Source organism: Vibrio sp. EJY3, from assembly GCF_000241385.1.
Lineage (GTDB): Bacteria > Pseudomonadota > Gammaproteobacteria > Enterobacterales > Vibrionaceae > Vibrio > Vibrio natriegens.
Genome location: NC_016613.1, coordinates 2,368,741 through 2,385,071, shown reverse-complemented (window position 1 = coordinate 2,385,071; position 16,331 = coordinate 2,368,741). Strand labels below are relative to the sequence as shown.

The window sequence follows — 16,331 nt, the reverse complement described above, 5'->3', positions numbered from 1 at the left end:
ACTTTAGTCGGCGAATGCTACCGAAAAGTGTGATTAAGTTCAAGAATGACACGTATATTGACCCACAATTGTGATCGGACATTGATATTAAATTGAACAATGAAAGTTGATTCAACGGAAAGTAAAAAAGGCTGCCATTTGACAGCCTTTTTAGTTGCTTTTCAGCTAATTACTAACTCAAACTAGTTGAAGTTTGGTTTAGTCATCGCTGCAGAAGCTTGGTTTTTCGCTACTTGACTACCAGCGCCTTTAGGCTGGTAGCGGTCAGCTTTAAATGGCGCCGCAGCAACTTCAATTTCACGCAGCTCTTGAGGACCCGGAGCTTTTGTCATTGGTGCACTTGCGTTTGGCTTAGCGACCGCTTTGGTCACATCCACGACAATCTCTTGAACTTCAGCAGGAGCTGGTGCTTTCACCTCTTCTACTTCTACCGTTTCAATGGTTTCGGCAACAGCTTCAACTACTGGTTCTACAGGTTGCTCTGTTGTCGTTTCTGTCACTGGTGCAGTTACTTCAACAACAGGTGCCTTTTCTTCCACGATTGGTGTCGCAGGTGCTTGCTCAACAACAGCAGGTTCAGTAACCACTGGTTCAACAACAGGCGCTTCAACTTTAACCGGTTCTTGAGCTTTAGGCTCTGCAACGACTGGTAGTTCGCGGCGGATAATCACTTTACCCATTGCCATCTCAGGACAAGCGAAACCACCTTGCATAGCCGGTACTGCAGCAACTACTGCTTCTTCCTTAACTTGCTCTTCCTTCTTAGGCGCTGGTTTTGGAATGTAACGTGGCATCACTTTACCCATTGCCATCTCTGGAGAGGCAACACCACCTTTGCGTAGGCGGAATGGGTTAGGGCGACGATCGCGACCACGACGACGGCGTTGACCACTTGCACGAAGGTGACGCGGTGAACGACGATTACGACGTTGTTTAGACTCGGCTTGCTTGTTTTCTTGCTGAGTTTCTACTGCTTCTACTACTGGTTTCTCTACTGGTGCTTCAACAGATTCAGTAGCTTTAACTAGTGTTTCTTCAGCTTGCTCAGCAGCCTGCTGATCTTTAACGCGAACAGATTTGTTTAGTTTACGACGTTGGCGACGTTCTTTAACTTTTTCTGCTTTAGCATTAGCGTTAGCGTTTGGTTTCGCTTTGCTGCTTTCAGGTTTTGTTTCAGAACGAGCTTCGGCTGCAAGTTGAAGGCCTTTTTCCGCTACTTTTGCATTCGCTTTTTGCTCTTGAGCATTTTCTGCTTGTTGAGCTTTAGGCTTACGCTTCTGGTTACGGTTTTGCGGTTTATTGCCGGTTGCTTGGCCAGCGGCTTGTTGCTGCTGAGTATCATTCTGCTCAGTAGCTTGCTCGTCGCGAGGCTTACGGCGGCGACGGTTATCGCGGTTATCTCGATTATCGCGGTTATCACGTTGATTACCACGACGGCGATCGTTGCGATCTCGCTTGTTACGCTTGTTGTCGCGACTAGGCTTTTTCTCTTCTTGTTGCTTAGGCTCTTCTTTTACTTCTTGAGAACCGCCGAATAAGAAGCTACCAAGCGCTTTGAATAAACGGCTAAACAGACCAGGCGAAGCTTCTTTCTTCACTTCATCGCTTTCCTTCTTCTTCGCCACTGGTGCTGGCTTAGAAGCTGGAGCAGGTGCAGATTGTGAAGGTGCAGCAAAGCCCTTAAGTACTGGTTCTTCTAGTCGTTTAGGTTTGATGTCCGTTTCTACAGGATCTTTACCTTCTGCTTCTTTCAACGCTTCCAGTTTCTTAGGAAGTAGGTAAGAAATCAGATCAAATTCTTCGCCTTCACGGACACGAATCACTTCGAAGTGCGGTGTTTCCATATCAGAGTTAGGAACAACCGTGATTTTTACTTCTTGAATGCGTTCGATGTGGTTAACCGAACGACGTTTTTCGTTCAATAGGTAAGACGCGATTGGCACTGGGACGACAGCCAATACTTGCGCAGTATTGTCTTTCAGTGCTTCCTCTTCGATTAGACGAAGAACAGAAAGCGCTAGAGATTCGTTGTCACGAACAACACCCGTACCACTACAACGTGGACAAATGTGGTGGCTCGCTTCTGCAAGAGAAGGGCTCAAACGTTGACGAGACATCTCCAACAAACCGAAACGAGAGATACGACCAATTTGTACGCGAGCACGGTCTAAACGAACAGCTTCACGCAGACGGTTTTCTACTTCACGCTGGTGGCGAACAGGTGTCATGTCGATAAAGTCGATAACAACCAGACCGCCTAGGTCACGTAGACGTAGCTGACGAGCGATCTCATCGGCTGCTTCTAAGTTAGTGTTCAGTGCTGTCTCTTCGATATCTCCGCCTTTAGTTGCGCGAGCAGAGTTGATATCGATAGAAGTCAATGCTTCTGTTGGGTCGATAACAATTGAACCACCAGATGGCAGGCGCACTTCACGTTGGAAAGCAGATTCAATCTGGCTTTCAATTTGGTAGTGGCTGAACAGTGGCACTTCGCCGTCGTATTTCTTAACTCGGTTAATAAAATCAGGGCGAACCAATTGAATGTGCGCTTTTGCACGCTCATAAATGGTGTTGCTATCGATAAGGATTTCACCAATATCACGACGTAAATAGTCACGAATTGCGCGAACAATAACGTTACTTTCCTGGTGGATCAGGAATGGAGCAGGGTTAGAGTCTGATGCATCTTTGATCGCCCCCCAGTGGTTTAGTAGTACGTTCAAATCCCATTCAAGTTCTTCTGCACTCTTACCAACACCTGCGGTACGCACGATCAGACCCATGCCTTGTGGCAGTTCTAATGTGCTTAATGCAGCTTTTAGTTGAGTACGCTCGTCACCTTCGATACGGCGAGAGATACCGCCAGCACGAGGGTTATTAGGCATAAGAACAAGGTAGCTACCTGCTAGAGAAATGAAAGTAGTCAGAGCTGCGCCCTTGCTACCACGTTCCTCTTTTTCCACTTGTACAATTACTTCCTGGCCTTCTGTCAGCACTTCTTTAATGCTTGGACGGCCTTGGTAGGTGTAACCTTCTGGAAAATATTCGCGGGCAATTTCTTTGAGAGGGAGGAAACCGTGACGCTCAGCACCGTAATCAACGAATGCGGCCTCTAAGCTTGGTTCAATACGTGTGATACGTCCTTTGTAGATATTCGCTTTTTTTGATTCATGTCCTGGACTCTCGATATCAAGATCGAAAAGTCGCTGGCCATCAACCAGAGCGACACGCAACTCTTCTTTTTGAGTTGCGTTAATTAACATTCTTTTCATTGAAAATTCTCGTTGTCTTTTCTTTTATATCTTTCTTGTCGACTTGCCACTGTTTGGTCGCTTTTCCACGGTGCCTGATCCCATGACTTATATTTTGCAGCCTCCCGGCTGGAAGGGGATGCTCTAGGGCACTTCAGTTATCACAAATCTCTTTAGGTTTCTGTCGGAAACGCAGACTTGTGACCCGCTATTAGGGCGGTAGGTACTCAACGTGAATATGCGAGGAGTAGGGTGGCAAGTGTGTTGAATTCAACGTGTCTTACGCCAATTGCAGCACCTGACTTTCAACGTTCTACTCACACTGCTTGAGGAGTAATGAATGGTAGTGAATAAAATGTAACCAAACCTTCCTTAGCAGCTGTGAACTATAGCAGTGCACGTCGCTATCAGCAATCTGCTTTGGTGCAAACGATAGAAAAATTGCCACAAAATTCAAATTTTGTAATTTATAACTGGCTGTTTCCTAAACAATTGAATCGTGTAAAGTGATGAAGACACAAAACAAACCTAAATCTTGACAGAGAGTTTTAATAATTTAAACAAAAGCTTGGGCGATTTCAGACCAGTCTGCGCTGGCAAGTGTTTCTTTTGCAGAAAGAATAATGTGAAGTCACGAGTATTTGCGTTTACAATAGCGCGCATGAGCGAAATAAGAACTAAAGTCCAGTTTGTCGACATCGATGAAGACATGGCGGGGCAGCGCATTGATAACTTTTTGCGCAACCAATTAAAAGACATTCCGAAAAGCATGATTTATAGAATCGTGCGAAAGGGTGAGGTACGCGTTAATAAAAAGCGTATTAAAGCAGAGTACAAACTAAAAGCGGGCGATCTGGTTCGTATTCCTCCGGTTACTATGGAGAAGAAAGAAGACGACGTAGCGCCGAGCACGAAACTTAATCGCGTTGCTGAGCTTGAAGATATGATCATTTTTGAAGATGACCATATGCTTATTCTCAACAAACCATCCGGGACCGCGGTTCATGGCGGTAGTGGTTTGAAGTTTGGTGCGATAGAAGCGCTGCGTGCTTTACGTCCTGAAGCACGTTTTCTTGAGCTTGTGCATCGTATTGACCGTGATACCTCTGGTATTTTACTTGTGGCTAAAAAGCGTTCAGCGCTTCGCCACCTACAAGCACAGTTCCGAGCAAAAACAGTGAAGAAGTTTTATTTTGCACTGGTGATGGGGCAGTGGAAAAGCAGTTGTAAAGTGGTTAACGCGCCATTGTTGAAAAATGAAGTAAACAGCATCGTTCGTGTTAATCCAAACGGTAAGCCATCTGAGACACGCTTTAAGATCTTGGAGAAGTTCGAACAGGCGACCTTGATTCAAGCGAGCCCGATCACTGGGCGTACACACCAAATTCGTGTCCATACGCAGTACGCCGGGCACCCAATCGCTTGGGATGACCGTTATGGTGACCGCCGTTTTGATGCTTACACTGGTCAGTATGGTCTGGATAGGTTGTTCCTTCATGCGGCGAATATTAAGTTCCAGCACCCTTCAAATGATGAATGGATGGAAATTAACGCGAAGATGGAACCTAAGTTAGAGAAAGTGCTGGCTGGTTTAAGAAAAGCTTAACGGTATTTTTCTCGCTTAAACTAAGGGAGCCATTGGCTCCCTTAGTTCTATTTGAGTTAAAGGACATCAAACCCTTGAACACGCAACATATCAATCAAGTCAATGAGTGGTAGCCCGACAAGCGTGTTCGGGTCTTTCCCTACAAGCTTGTTGAACAAGCAAATCCCCATTCCTTCACTTTTGAAACTGCCTGCGCAGTAAAATGGCTCTTCTCTGTCTACATATCGTTCTATTTGTTCACGAGTTAAATCCCGGAAGTGAACTTCGAAAGTATCGTAACCAACCTCGGTATGGTTAGTCGCAGTATTGTGTACGGCAAGGCCGGTATAAAAAGTAATCACGTTTCCACTTTGCGCAAGTAGCTGATCGATGGCATTTTCACGATTGAGTGGTTTGCCAACGATCTTATCGTTAATCACACAAACTTGATCGCTACCGACGATTAGGCTTGGTTGATCTGTTGTACAAGACGTCGCTTTATTCGCGGCTAACCGCATCACAAGTTCTACAGGTTTTTCGTCGTCTAACGGAGTTTCATCGCAATCAGGTGACAGGCAAATAAACGGTACTGAGAGTTTTTCCATCAGTTGTCGGCGAAAAGGGGAAGTTGAGGCTAAAACCAGTTGGTAATTTTTCATTTTGAATTACAATTTGCAGGAGCATTTCCGATAGGATAATCGATCAAAAATGATTCTGGCTAATGCTCTGTATGTTAAGCGTAAAAAAGTACAACTTTTTTGCCTTTTTCTTTGACTAATTTTGATTTGGAAGATAAGATTCGCGCCCTATGCAAAAGGTAAAAATACCGCGAACGGTTGATCCGGCGAAGGCGGCACAGAAACGATTGGATTACGATGGCATCATCCAAGCTAGTCTTTTCAAACGCTTAGCGGAAGCAACTGAAGGCGTAAAACGCGACGCAGAAGTCTCATTGTCATTTGAGATAGATGAACAGCGACTTGTTGTTATCTCTGGTAAAGCTAACATCGAAGTCGAATTAGAGTGTCAGCGTTGTAATGAGGTATTCACACATCAGTGTGAAGTTGAATTCCTTTACACTCCTTACTACGGTGAGAAGACAGAAGAGGAAGCACCGGAAATTTATGATTTGGTAGATCTAAATGAGTACGGTGAATTAGACCTTATACAACTGGTTGAAGACGAGTTCATCTTAGCATTACCTCAAATTGCGATGCACGATGAAGCGGATTGTAGCGTTGATTCAAATAACATGGTTTTTGGTGAGCTTCCTGAAGAAATTGAGGAAAAGAAACCGAATCCATTCGACGTTTTGAAAAGTCTGAAAAAGTAATAGGTGTGGTAGCCGATTCTTCTTCAGGTTTTTAACCCAATAGTATAGGAGTAGGGTCAATGGCCGTACAGAAAAACCGTAAAACTCGTTCTAAGCGCGGTATGCGTCGTTCACACGATGCGCTAACTACAGCTGCTCTATCTGTAGACGCGACTTCTGGTGAAACTCACCTACGCCACAACGTAACTGCTGAAGGTTACTACCGTGGCAAGAAGGTTATCAACAAGTAAGGTTGAACCTTTGCAAACTATTACCGTTGCACTTGATGCAATGGGCGGGGATTTCGGTCCTCGCGTAACAGTGCCTGCCGCCGTGCAGGCACTGTCTCATTTCCCAGAGCTAAAAGTGATCCTTATTGGTGATCAATCCTCGATCACGTCTGAATTATCTCAATTAGGTGCTTCTACCCAATCTCGTTTGACTATTCTCCATACGGAGAAAGTAATTTCTAACTCAGAAAAGCCCTCTTTAGCACTACGCAATAGCCAAAATAGCTCGATGCGTAAAGCCATCGATCTTGTTTCCGAGCAAAAAGCCGATGCTTGTGTCAGTGGTGGTAACACTGGTGCATTGATGGCGCTGTCACGTTTTATTCTCAAATTGCTACCTGGCATTGATCGTCCTGCTTTAGTGTCTGCATTGCCAACAATCAGCGGAAAGCGCACTTGGATGTTGGATCTGGGAGCGAATGTATCTTGCGATGCCGATAGCCTGTTCCAGTTTGCCGTGATGGGCAGCGCGTTGGCTGAACAGCACCTGGGTCATCCCGCTCGCGTAGCGGTTCTCAATATCGGTGCAGAAGAGATAAAAGGCAATGATCTCGTTAAGCGCTGTGCAGAAATGCTTTCTCAAACCGACGCAATTAATTTTGTTGGTTATATTGAAGGTAATCAAATATTGCATGACGTTGCCGATGTCATCGTTTGTGATGGGTTTGTTGGTAACGTATGCTTAAAGGCCAGCGAGGGAACAGCACAACTTTTTATCGAAAAAATTAAAACCAGTATGATGGCGTCTACGATAAAGGGTTGGATTGCTAGAAAGTTGTTTTCTCGGCTATTTAATGAACTAAAAACACTGAACCCCGACCAGTATAACGGCGCAAGTTTGCTAGGATTGCGCGGCATTGTCATTAAAAGCCATGGAAGTGCTGATGTATCTGCAATTGTCAATGCACTTGGAGAGGCAGTACACGAGGTCAAACGACAAGTACCAGGCCGTATTAGCGATCGTTTGGAAGCGGTTTTACTCGAGAGGCATTATTAGTCTTCATGTATAGCAAAATTTTAGGTACTGGCAGCTACCTGCCATCTCAGGTGCGTACTAACGCAGATCTAGAGAAAATGGTAGATACAAGTGATGAGTGGATTGTTGCTCGCACGGGTATTAAAGAGCGTCGAATCGCAGCAGAAGATGAAACTGTCGCTGACATGGCATTCTACGCAGCTGAAAACGCTATCGATATGGCAGGTATAGATAAGAACGACATCGATCTTATCATTGTAGCTACTACCAGCAGTAGCCATACTTTCCCTTCATCTGCGTGTCAGGTGCAGGGAAAGCTTGGCATTAAAGGATGTCCGGCTTTTGACTTAGCCGCTGCTTGTTCTGGCTTTGTTTATGCTCTATCTGTAGCTGACCAGCACATCAAAACAGGTATGTGTAAAAACGTATTGGTGATTGGTGCAGACGCATTGTCAAAAACATGTGACCCGACTGACCGTTCTACCATTATTCTGTTTGGTGACGGCGCGGGTGCCGTTGTTGTTGGAGCAAGTGAAGAATCTGGCATCATCTCTACTCACATATACTCGGATGGTCAATTTGGTGAGCTATTGAGCTTACCAGTGCCTGAGCGTGGTAAAGATGCTGACAAATGGCTTCACATGGCTGGCAACGAAGTATTCAAGGTTGCAGTAACTCAATTGTCTAAATTGGTTAAAGACACACTTGAAGCCAACAACATGCACAAGTCTGAGCTAGACTGGCTAGTACCGCACCAAGCGAACTACCGAATTATCTCAGCGACAGCTAAGAAACTATCAATGTCTTTGGATCAAGTGGTATTGACCTTAGACAAGCATGGTAATACATCGGCAGCGACCGTTCCGACAGCGTTGGATGAAGCGGTGCGCGATGGCCGCATCAAGCGTGGACAAACTTTGCTACTAGAGGCATTTGGTGGCGGTTTCACTTGGGGCTCTGCTCTGGTGAAGTTCTAAGTTTCACGAGTATTCAAAATTTAAGGTGCACTTAAGTGCATCTTATTTCTTTTTACATTGCTTAAAGGAAAACAACATGAGCAAGTTTGCTATCGTATTTCCAGGCCAAGGTTCTCAAGCAGTAGGTATGCTGGCTGAGCTTGGCGAACAATATGACGTAGTAAAACAAACATTTGCAGAAGCATCTGACGCACTAGGTTACGATCTATGGGCGCTTGTTCAAAATGGCCCTGCTGAAGACCTCAATCAAACGTTCCGTACACAGCCTGCATTGTTAGCGTCGTCTGTGGCTATTTGGCGTGTATGGCAAGAACTTGGTCTTGAGCAACCTGCAAACCTAGCAGGTCACAGCTTGGGTGAGTATTCAGCACTAGTATGTGCAGGTGTGATTGACTTTAAAGAAGCAATCAAACTGGTTGAGCTTCGTGGTCAGCTAATGCAAGAAGCCGTACCTGCAGGCACTGGCGCAATGTACGCAATCATTGGCCTAGATGATGAATCTATCGCAAAAGCGTGTGAAGAAGCAGCGCAAGGCGAAGTGGTATCTCCGGTTAACTTCAACTCTCCTGGTCAAGTTGTTATCGCTGGTAGCAAAGATGCAGTAGAGCGTGCGGGTGCATTATGTAAAGAAGCGGGTGCGAAGCGTGCGCTTCCTCTTCCTGTTTCAGTGCCTTCTCACTGTGCTCTAATGAAACCTGCGGCAGAAAAACTGGCTGTTGCTCTAGAGTCTATTGAGTTTAATGCGCCACAACTTCCAGTGATCAACAACGTTGATGTGGTGGCTGAAACTGATCCGGCAAAAATTAAAGACGCGCTTGTTCGCCAGCTACATAGCCCAGTTCGTTGGACTGAGAGCGTACAGCTGATGAGTGAGCAAGGCGTAGAGAATCTTCTTGAGCTTGGTCCTGGCAAAGTGTTGACAGGTCTAACAAAACGTATCGTGAAGACACTAAGTGCAGCGGCTGGTAACGACGTAGCGTCGTTAGAAGCGGCTAAATAATTTAGCGTTAAGACACGATAACAAAAGGAAAACACAACATGATGAATCTAGAAGGTAAGATCGCTCTAGTGACTGGCGCAAGCCGTGGCATTGGCCGTGCGATTGCTGAACTTCTTGTTGAACGTGGTGCAACAGTTATTGGTACTGCGACGTCTGAAAGTGGCGCAGCTGCTATCAGCGAATACCTAGGCGAAAACGGCAAAGGTTTGACACTTAACGTTACTGACGTTGAGTCTATCGAAGCGGCACTAAAAACCATCAATGATGAGTTTGGTGTGATCGATATTCTAGTAAACAACGCAGGTATCACTCGTGATAACCTACTAATGCGTATGAAAGATGATGAGTGGAATGACATCATCGATACTAACCTGACACCAATTTTCCGTATGTCTAAAGCGGTATTGCGTGGCATGATGAAAAAGCGTGCAGGTCGTATCATCAACGTAGGCTCTGTAGTGGGTACTATGGGTAATGCAGGCCAAGCTAACTACGCAGCAGCAAAAGCAGGTGTGATCGGTTTCACTAAATCGATGGCTCGTGAAGTTGCTTCTCGTGGTGTAACAGTAAACACTGTTGCTCCAGGTTTCATCGAAACTGACATGACTAAGGCATTAAATGACGAGCAACGTGCGGCAACTTTGTCTAACGTTCCTGCAGGTCGTTTGGGTGATCCTCGCGAAATTGCATCAGCAGTAGCTTTCCTTGCTTCACCTGAAGCAGCGTACATTACTGGTGAAACTTTGCATGTAAATGGTGGCATGTACATGGTTTAATACGACAGTTTCGGCAAAATAAGCTATTTTACATTGTGAAGAATAGCTTATAGTTGCACTTTACTGTCATGAACTTGTCATGCTTATGCGCAAGATTTGTGCATGATTTAAGTCAAAAATGTATTGAAATTCGGTTAAATTCGCTAATTTTGTGGTTTGACCAGCAAGGACCCCCTTGCAACTTTCAATAGTTCGAATAAACTACGGAATCATCGCATTAGGCGAAATCTGTAAAGGAAAAGAAAAAATGAGCAACATCGAAGAACGCGTAAAGAAAATCATTGTTGAACAGCTAGGTGTAGACGAAGCAGAAGTTAAAAACGAAGCTTCTTTCGTTGACGATCTAGGTGCTGATTCTCTAGACACTGTAGAACTAGTTATGGCTCTAGAAGAGGAATTCGACACTGAGATTCCTGACGAAGAAGCTGAGAAGATCACTACTGTTCAAGCTGCAATCGACTACGTAAACAGCGCTCAGTAATTATCTCTCCCAGGCGGTCTCCTAGACCGCCTGTGTTCTTTCTAACTTCTTCTATCCTCTCATAGAAATATTCAATTCCCGGAGAATTATATCGTGTCCAAGCGTCGTGTAGTTGTCACTGGCATGGGTATGTTGTCACCGGTAGGCAACACAGTAGAATCATCTTGGAAAGCCCTGCTAGAAGGTCAAAGTGGTATTGTGAATATCGAGCACTTTGATGCTACGAACTTCTCAACTCGTTTTGCAGGTCTTGTGAAAGATTTCGATTGCACAGAGTACATGTCTAAGAAAGATGCTCGTAAAATGGATTTGTTTATCCAGTACGGCGTCGCAGCAGGTATGCAAGCAATTGATGACTCTGGCTTACAAATTACCGAAGAAAACGCGGCTCGAGTTGGTGTTGCCATCGGCTCAGGTATTGGTGGTCTGGAACTGATTGAATCAGGTCACACTGCGTTAGTAGACAAAGGCCCTCGCAAAGTTAGCCCATTTTTTGTTCCTTCGACCATCGTAAACATGGTTGCAGGTAACCTATCTATCATGCGTGGTCTTCGTGGTCCAAACATCGCGATTTCTACTGCATGTACTACTGGTCTGCATAACATCGGCCATGCTGCTCGCATGATCGCTTATGGCGATGCTGATGCTATGGTTGCTGGTGGTTCTGAAAAAGCGTCAACACCGTTAGGTATGGCAGGCTTTGGTGCTGCTAAAGCGCTATCTACTCGTAACGACGAACCTCAAAAAGCTTCTCGTCCATGGGACAAAGGCCGTGATGGTTTCGTTCTTGGCGACGGCGCTGGCATTATGGTACTTGAAGAGTACGAACATGCTAAGGCTCGCGGTGCTAAGATCTACGCAGAGCTAGTTGGCTTTGGTATGTCGGGCGATGCTTACCACATGACCTCTCCAAGTGAAGATGGTTCAGGTGGTGCATTGGCGATGGAAGCTGCAATGCGCGATGCTAAAATCGAAGGTACACAGGTGGGTTACGTAAACGCACATGGTACTTCGACTCCTGCTGGTGATGTGGCTGAAATCAAGGGTGTTAAACGCGCTCTTGGTGAAGAAGGCGCTAAGCAAGTTCTAGTCTCTTCGACGAAGTCTATGACAGGTCACCTACTGGGTGCTGCTGGCTCTGTAGAAGCAATCATCACGGTTATGTCTTTGGTTGATCAAATTGTTCCGCCAACCATTAACCTGGATGATCCTGAAGAAGGCCTGGATATCGACCTTGTGCCGCATACAGCGCGCAAAGTTGAAGGTATGGAATACGCAATCTGTAACTCGTTTGGCTTCGGCGGTACAAACGGTTCTTTGGTATTCAAAAAGTTCGCTGAGTAACATTTGTTTTCAGAGTAACACTGTCTAACTCAATTTAGATAAGTGGAACTTGTATTCTAACGGCTCGATGCTTAGCATTGAGCCGTTTTGTTTTATTTGATAGCCACAAATTTTAAGGTAGCCGAATGTTTTGGGTAAATGGAATTCCACAAACACATGTCTCATTGAGCGATCGTTCCTTTCAATATGGTGATGGGTGCTTCTCGACAATCCTGACTAAGAAGGGACAGTTGGTATATTGGCCTGAGCATGTTGCGAGGATGGAAGCCTGTCTCAAAGCGTTACACATTCCTTTCCCCGATTGGCAAGTCGTTTTTGAATGGGCCACTAATGCAGCTTTGTCAGATGATGATGCAGGCGTGAAAATTCATATCAGTCGTGGTACGGGTGGACGCGGATACAGCCCGTATGGCATTGAAGGGCCAACCGTGACCATTTCTAATTTCCCTTTCCCTAGTCATTACGCTGCTTGGCAATCAAATGGTGTAAGCCTTGGCGTGTGTGAAACTCGCTTAGGTATTCAGCCGCTACTTGCAGGTCACAAGCATAATAACCGCTTAGAACAGGTGCTCGCGAAATCTGAAATTGACGGGACCGAGTTTGCCGATGCAGTAACGTTAAATGTGCAAAATCATGTCATTGAAACTACAATGGCCAACCTTTTTTGGGTTAAAGATAATAATGTTTATACGCCTGATTTAAGTTTGTCTGGTGTTGCCGGTGTCATGCGTCGCAAGGTGCTTGAATTTTGCTCGGCGAATAGCATCAACGTGAAGGTAGACGCCTTCTATCTTTCTGATGTGCTCAATGCCGACGAAGTCTGGATGTGTAACTCACTATTAGGTGTGGCTCCTGTAACGAGCATTACAACACAAAATAAGAAAAACGTATTTCCGATTGGAAAACTGACTCAACGACTGCAAGGGAAGTTAACTACGTGATTAAAAAACTATTGGCTGTTGTTGTACTGATTGCTTTGATTGGTGCAGCAGGTGTTTTTTACGTTGTTTCACAGGCGAAGCAATACGTAAATAAGCCAATTCTACTTGAGCAACCACAGCTATTTACGGTAGAAAATGGTACAAGCTTTAACCAAATAATACGTAACTTGGTGAAAGCAGAAGTTATCGAGTCTTCTGAATATACTCGTTTTATTCCGCGTCTATATCCGGAACTGTTACAAGTTAGGGCAGGGACGTATCAACTCGAGCCTAAGATGTCGCTTTATCAAGCGTTAGAGCACCTCAACACAGGCAAAGAATATCAGTTCGCGATTACTTTTGTAGAAGGCAGCCGCTTTTCTGAATGGTTGGCCTTGTTAAAAGAAGCACCTTACGTAGAGCATGATTTGACGGCACTCTCTGAAAAGGAGATGGCGGCTAAGCTGGGTATTGAACGTGAAAAGCTAGAAGGGCTATTCCTGGCAGAAACATACCATTACACTGCTGGTACCACAGAAAGCCAGCTACTAAAGCGTGCGCATCAGAAATTAAATAGCATACTTGATGCTCAATGGGCGTCACGTCAGGAAAAATTGCCTCTTGAAGATAAATACCAAGCTTTGATTTTGGCTTCAATTATCGAAAAAGAGACCGCGATTGATTCAGAGCGTGAGCGTGTTGCATCGGTGTTTGTTAACCGTTTGAACAAGCGTATGCGTTTGCAAACGGATCCGACAGTGATTTACGGAATGGGCGATGAGTATGACGGCAATATTCGTAAAAAAGATCTGCGCACGCCTACTCCATACAATACGTATGTCATTAGTGGGTTGCCGCCAACGCCAATTGCCATGGCGGGAGAAGCGTCAATCGTTGCGGCGTTGAACCCTGAAGAGAGCGCATACTTATACTTTGTCGCAAGCGGAAAGGGCGGACATGTGTTCAGCAAATCCCTTGCGGAGCATAATAGTGCCGTAAGAGCCTATTTAAGAGAACTAAGAAAGAATAAATGATGAAAGCGAATTTTATTGTCATAGAGGGCCTGGAAGGCGCGGGTAAAAGTACTGCGATTCAAACTGTGTTAGATACTCTTAAATCTGCAGGTATCGAAAATATTGTCAATACTCGTGAACCCGGTGGCACACCGCTCGCAGAGAAGATGCGCGCGCTAGTCAAAGAAGAACACGAGGGTGAAGAGCTTCAGGATATGACGGAATTGCTGCTGCTTTACGCAGCACGTGTTCAGCTTGTAGAGAACGTCATCAAGCCAGCTCTAGCTAACGGGCAGTGGGTTGTGGGTGACCGTCATGATATGTCTTCTCAGGCTTATCAGGGTGGTGGCCGTCAGATCGATGCATCACTTATGAAGAACCTTCGTGATACGACTCTTGGTGATTTTAAACCGGCTCTGACGCTTTATATGGATATCGACCCTCGAATTGGTCTGGAACGTGCTCGTGGTCGCGGTGAGCTTGACCGTATTGAGAAGATGGACATCAGCTTCTTTGAGCGCACACGTGAACGTTACTTGGATATTGCCAATAGTGATCCATCGGTGGTCGTGATCAATGCTGAGCAGTCGATTGAGAAAGTGTCTCATGATATTCAAGAGGCGTTGAATGAGTGGTTATCGCGTCAATAAGCGCGAACGAGGATTTAAATGACTCATGTTTAATGATTTTCCATGGCTCAACCCTATTTGGGATAATCTAAAAGCGGGTTTAGACTCAGACCGAATTCCCGGCGCTTTGTTGATACAAAGTGAGCCTGGTTTGGCCGTTGAACAACTCGTTGAGCGTTTTAGTCACGCACTTCTGTGTCAGAATTACAGTAGCGAAGCTTGTGGCTTTTGCCATAGCTGTCAGCTTGTTCAATCGCAAAGTCATCCAGACTTGCACTGGGTTAAACCAGAGAAAGAGGGTAAAGCAATAACGGTTGATCAGATCCGTGCTTGTAATCGCCTTGCGCATGAGTCATCACAACTCAACGGTTATCGTTTATTTGTTATTGAACCTGCGGACATGATGAATGAGTCGGCGTCTAATGCGTTGTTAAAGACGCTTGAAGAGCCAGGAGACAAGTGCTTGTTCTTGCTTGTCACGCATAATCAAGAGCGCTTACTTCCGACGATACGCAGCCGCTGTCAGCATTGGGTCGTTACCCCACCGTCGACCGAGCAAGCCATGCAGTGGCTAAGAGAAAACGGAGCATCCGATCTTCCTGGTTATGCGTTGAAGCTTAATATGGGGTCACCAATAAAAACGCTAGAGGCAAAAAGTAGTGGTGAATTGGATGAGTATTTGACATTCGAACAGGACTTCATCGAAGCGATGACATCTGTTGTTGCAGACTTATCAAGATGCGCGTCTTACATGGCGAAGAATCCTGACAACACCATAAACTGGGCCTGGTATTTGCTCACCGATGCTCAAAAGCTTCAATTTGGTGTTTCCGAAAGCGATCTTTTACCGGGAGCTCATCAGCTTCAGCAAACAAACTACAACGGTTTATATTCATCAGCGAAGAAGTTGATGGAACTCAAGGCTCAACTGCAAGCATTTCCGGGCTTAAACGTTGAGCTATTATCTATGAATTGGTTAATTGAATCACGAGAGGCATTATGTTCGTAGATTCGCATTGTCATTTGGACAAACTGAATTACGACGATCTCCACACTAGCGTGGAAGACGTTATTAACAAAGCCAAACAGGCTAATGTGACAGAGTTGCTCTCTGTAGGGGTGACTTTAGACTCGTTTCCTAACATGTTGGAAATGATTACGCCATACCAGAATGTTTACGCTTCTTGCGGCGTTCACCCTCTGGATGTAGAAAGTGCATTTTCTCTGGATACACTTCATCAGCACGCTTCACACAATAAGGTGGTGGCGATTGGTGAAACGGGTCTCGATTATCACTACAAGCCAGAAACGGCGGCGTTACAAAAAGAACGTTTTGAGCAGCATGTTGAACTTGCGGTTGAACTTAATAAGCCTCTGATTATCCACACGAGAAACGCTCGTGCAGATACATTAGATATTCTGCGTAACGGTGGAGCAGAGAAGTGCGGTGGAGTGATTCACTGCTTTACGGAAGATCTCGCTTTTGCTGAAGCCGCGTTAGATTTAGGCTTTTACATCTCTATTTCAGGGATCGTCACTTTCCGTCAAGCAACGGAACTCAAAGAAGTGGTGAAGACACTTCCTTTGGACAAGCTACTTATTGAAACTGACTCACCTTATTTAGCACCCGTTCCTCATCGAGGCAAAGAGAATCAGCCAGCCTATGTTGTCGAGGTGGCAGCTTACATCGCGCAGCTTAAAGGGGCTTCTCTTTCAGAGGTTGCACAAAAAACTACCGAAAACTTCAGAAATCTTTTTTTACGATAGATATAAAGAT

General features: G+C 45.2%; 16 protein-coding genes. 14 read left to right on the top strand and 2 right to left on the bottom strand.

Annotation, left to right across the window (positions count from 1 at the left end; all coding sequences use genetic code 11):
* Positions 1–182: 182 nt before the first annotated feature.
* A complete protein-coding gene (gene rne, locus VEJY3_RS10765; RefSeq protein ID WP_014232499.1) occupies positions 183–3,272 on the bottom strand; it encodes a ribonuclease E in 3,090 nt (1,029 codons plus the stop codon).
* A 640-nt stretch (positions 3,273–3,912) separates the two neighbouring features.
* Between rne and rluC the strand changes: the two genes are divergently transcribed.
* The gene (rluC, locus tag VEJY3_RS10760) at positions 3,913–4,857 is read left to right on the top strand and encodes a 23S rRNA pseudouridine(955/2504/2580) synthase RluC (RefSeq protein WP_014232498.1); all 945 of its coding nucleotides are present in this window, start codon (positions 3,913–3,915) and stop codon (positions 4,855–4,857) included.
* A gap of 56 nt (positions 4,858–4,913) precedes the next feature.
* Here rluC and VEJY3_RS10755 read toward each other — a convergent pair whose 3' ends face one another.
* The gene (locus tag VEJY3_RS10755) at positions 4,914–5,495 is read right to left on the bottom strand and encodes a nucleoside triphosphate pyrophosphatase (RefSeq protein WP_014232497.1); all 582 of its coding nucleotides are present in this window, start codon (positions 5,493–5,495) and stop codon (positions 4,914–4,916) included.
* Between the two features lie 149 nt (positions 5,496–5,644).
* Here VEJY3_RS10755 and yceD point away from each other — a divergent pair, with 149 nt between their 5' ends.
* The 13 genes from yceD to VEJY3_RS10690 all read left to right on the top strand — a co-directional run bounded on the left by yceD (position 5,645) and on the right by VEJY3_RS10690 (position 16,321).
* Positions 5,645–6,169 (top strand): 23S rRNA accumulation protein YceD, encoded by a 525-nt coding sequence (yceD, locus tag VEJY3_RS10750; RefSeq protein WP_014232496.1) that lies wholly within the window; start codon positions 5,645–5,647, stop codon positions 6,167–6,169.
* Between the two features lie 59 nt (positions 6,170–6,228).
* Positions 6,229–6,399: a 50S ribosomal protein L32 gene (gene rpmF / locus VEJY3_RS10745; RefSeq protein ID WP_014232495.1), complete on the top strand. Its 171-nt coding sequence runs from the start codon at positions 6,229–6,231 to the stop codon at positions 6,397–6,399.
* A gap of 10 nt (positions 6,400–6,409) precedes the next feature.
* Entirely contained in the window at positions 6,410–7,435 is a 1,026-nt protein-coding gene (gene plsX, locus VEJY3_RS10740) for a phosphate acyltransferase PlsX (protein WP_014232494.1), read from the top strand.
* A gap of 5 nt (positions 7,436–7,440) precedes the next feature.
* A complete protein-coding gene (locus tag VEJY3_RS10735) occupies positions 7,441–8,391 on the top strand; it encodes a beta-ketoacyl-ACP synthase III (protein ID WP_014232493.1) in 951 nt (316 codons plus the stop codon).
* A 76-nt stretch (positions 8,392–8,467) separates the two neighbouring features.
* Positions 8,468–9,391, top strand: coding sequence for an ACP S-malonyltransferase (fabD, locus tag VEJY3_RS10730; protein WP_014232492.1), 924 nt, complete (start codon positions 8,468–8,470; stop codon positions 9,389–9,391).
* A 41-nt stretch (positions 9,392–9,432) separates the two neighbouring features.
* A complete protein-coding gene (fabG, locus tag VEJY3_RS10725; RefSeq protein WP_014232491.1) occupies positions 9,433–10,167 on the top strand; it encodes a 3-oxoacyl-ACP reductase FabG in 735 nt (244 codons plus the stop codon).
* A 247-nt stretch (positions 10,168–10,414) separates the two neighbouring features.
* Entirely contained in the window at positions 10,415–10,648 is a 234-nt protein-coding gene (acpP, locus tag VEJY3_RS10720) for an acyl carrier protein (RefSeq protein WP_004406112.1), read from the top strand.
* A gap of 93 nt (positions 10,649–10,741) precedes the next feature.
* Complete coding sequence (gene fabF, locus VEJY3_RS10715) at positions 10,742–11,992, top strand: beta-ketoacyl-ACP synthase II (RefSeq protein ID WP_014232490.1); 1,251 nt, start codon at positions 10,742–10,744, stop codon at positions 11,990–11,992.
* A gap of 125 nt (positions 11,993–12,117) precedes the next feature.
* A complete protein-coding gene (gene pabC / locus VEJY3_RS10710; protein WP_041170250.1) occupies positions 12,118–12,933 on the top strand; it encodes an aminodeoxychorismate lyase in 816 nt (271 codons plus the stop codon).
* The gene (gene mltG, locus VEJY3_RS10705) at positions 12,930–13,946 is read left to right on the top strand and encodes an endolytic transglycosylase MltG (RefSeq protein WP_014232488.1); all 1,017 of its coding nucleotides are present in this window, start codon (positions 12,930–12,932) and stop codon (positions 13,944–13,946) included. Before pabC ends, mltG begins: the two co-directional genes overlap by 4 nt.
* On the top strand, positions 13,943–14,575 hold the full coding sequence (gene tmk, locus VEJY3_RS10700; RefSeq protein WP_041170249.1) for a dTMP kinase: 633 nt from the start codon (positions 13,943–13,945) through the stop codon (positions 14,573–14,575). The genes mltG and tmk overlap by 4 nt, the downstream gene beginning before the upstream one ends.
* A 25-nt stretch (positions 14,576–14,600) precedes the next feature.
* Entirely contained in the window at positions 14,601–15,563 is a 963-nt protein-coding gene (locus tag VEJY3_RS10695) for a DNA polymerase III subunit delta' (protein ID WP_014232486.1), read from the top strand.
* Entirely contained in the window at positions 15,554–16,321 is a 768-nt protein-coding gene (locus VEJY3_RS10690; RefSeq protein WP_014232485.1) for a TatD family hydrolase, read from the top strand. Before VEJY3_RS10695 ends, VEJY3_RS10690 begins: the two co-directional genes overlap by 10 nt.
* Positions 16,322–16,331 lie beyond the last annotated feature (10 nt).

What these genes read in the sequence shown, in the direction of transcription:
- tmk (WP_041170249.1), top strand. Translation starts at nt 13,943, where the DNA reads ATGATGAAAGCGAATTTTATTGTCATAGAGGGCCTGGAAGGCGCGGGT.
- VEJY3_RS10735 (WP_014232493.1), top strand. Translation starts at nt 7,441, where the DNA reads ATGTATAGCAAAATTTTAGGTACTGGCAGCTACCTGCCATCTCAGGTG.
- fabG (WP_014232491.1), top strand. Translation starts at nt 9,433, where the DNA reads ATGAATCTAGAAGGTAAGATCGCTCTAGTGACTGGCGCAAGCCGTGGC.
- VEJY3_RS10690 (WP_014232485.1), top strand. Translation starts at nt 15,554, where the DNA reads ATGTTCGTAGATTCGCATTGTCATTTGGACAAACTGAATTACGACGAT.
- rne (WP_014232499.1), bottom strand. Translation starts at nt 3,272, where the DNA reads ATGAAAAGAATGTTAATTAACGCAACTCAAAAAGAAGAGTTGCGTGTC.
- VEJY3_RS10695 (WP_014232486.1), top strand. Translation starts at nt 14,601, where the DNA reads ATGTTTAATGATTTTCCATGGCTCAACCCTATTTGGGATAATCTAAAA.
- yceD (WP_014232496.1), top strand. Translation starts at nt 5,645, where the DNA reads ATGCAAAAGGTAAAAATACCGCGAACGGTTGATCCGGCGAAGGCGGCA.
- pabC (WP_041170250.1), top strand. Translation starts at nt 12,118, where the DNA reads ATGTTTTGGGTAAATGGAATTCCACAAACACATGTCTCATTGAGCGAT.
- rluC (WP_014232498.1), top strand. Translation starts at nt 3,913, where the DNA reads ATGAGCGAAATAAGAACTAAAGTCCAGTTTGTCGACATCGATGAAGAC.
- acpP (WP_004406112.1), top strand. Translation starts at nt 10,415, where the DNA reads ATGAGCAACATCGAAGAACGCGTAAAGAAAATCATTGTTGAACAGCTA.
- fabD (WP_014232492.1), top strand. Translation starts at nt 8,468, where the DNA reads ATGAGCAAGTTTGCTATCGTATTTCCAGGCCAAGGTTCTCAAGCAGTA.
- rpmF (WP_014232495.1), top strand. Translation starts at nt 6,229, where the DNA reads ATGGCCGTACAGAAAAACCGTAAAACTCGTTCTAAGCGCGGTATGCGT.
- VEJY3_RS10755 (WP_014232497.1), bottom strand. Translation starts at nt 5,495, where the DNA reads ATGAAAAATTACCAACTGGTTTTAGCCTCAACTTCCCCTTTTCGCCGA.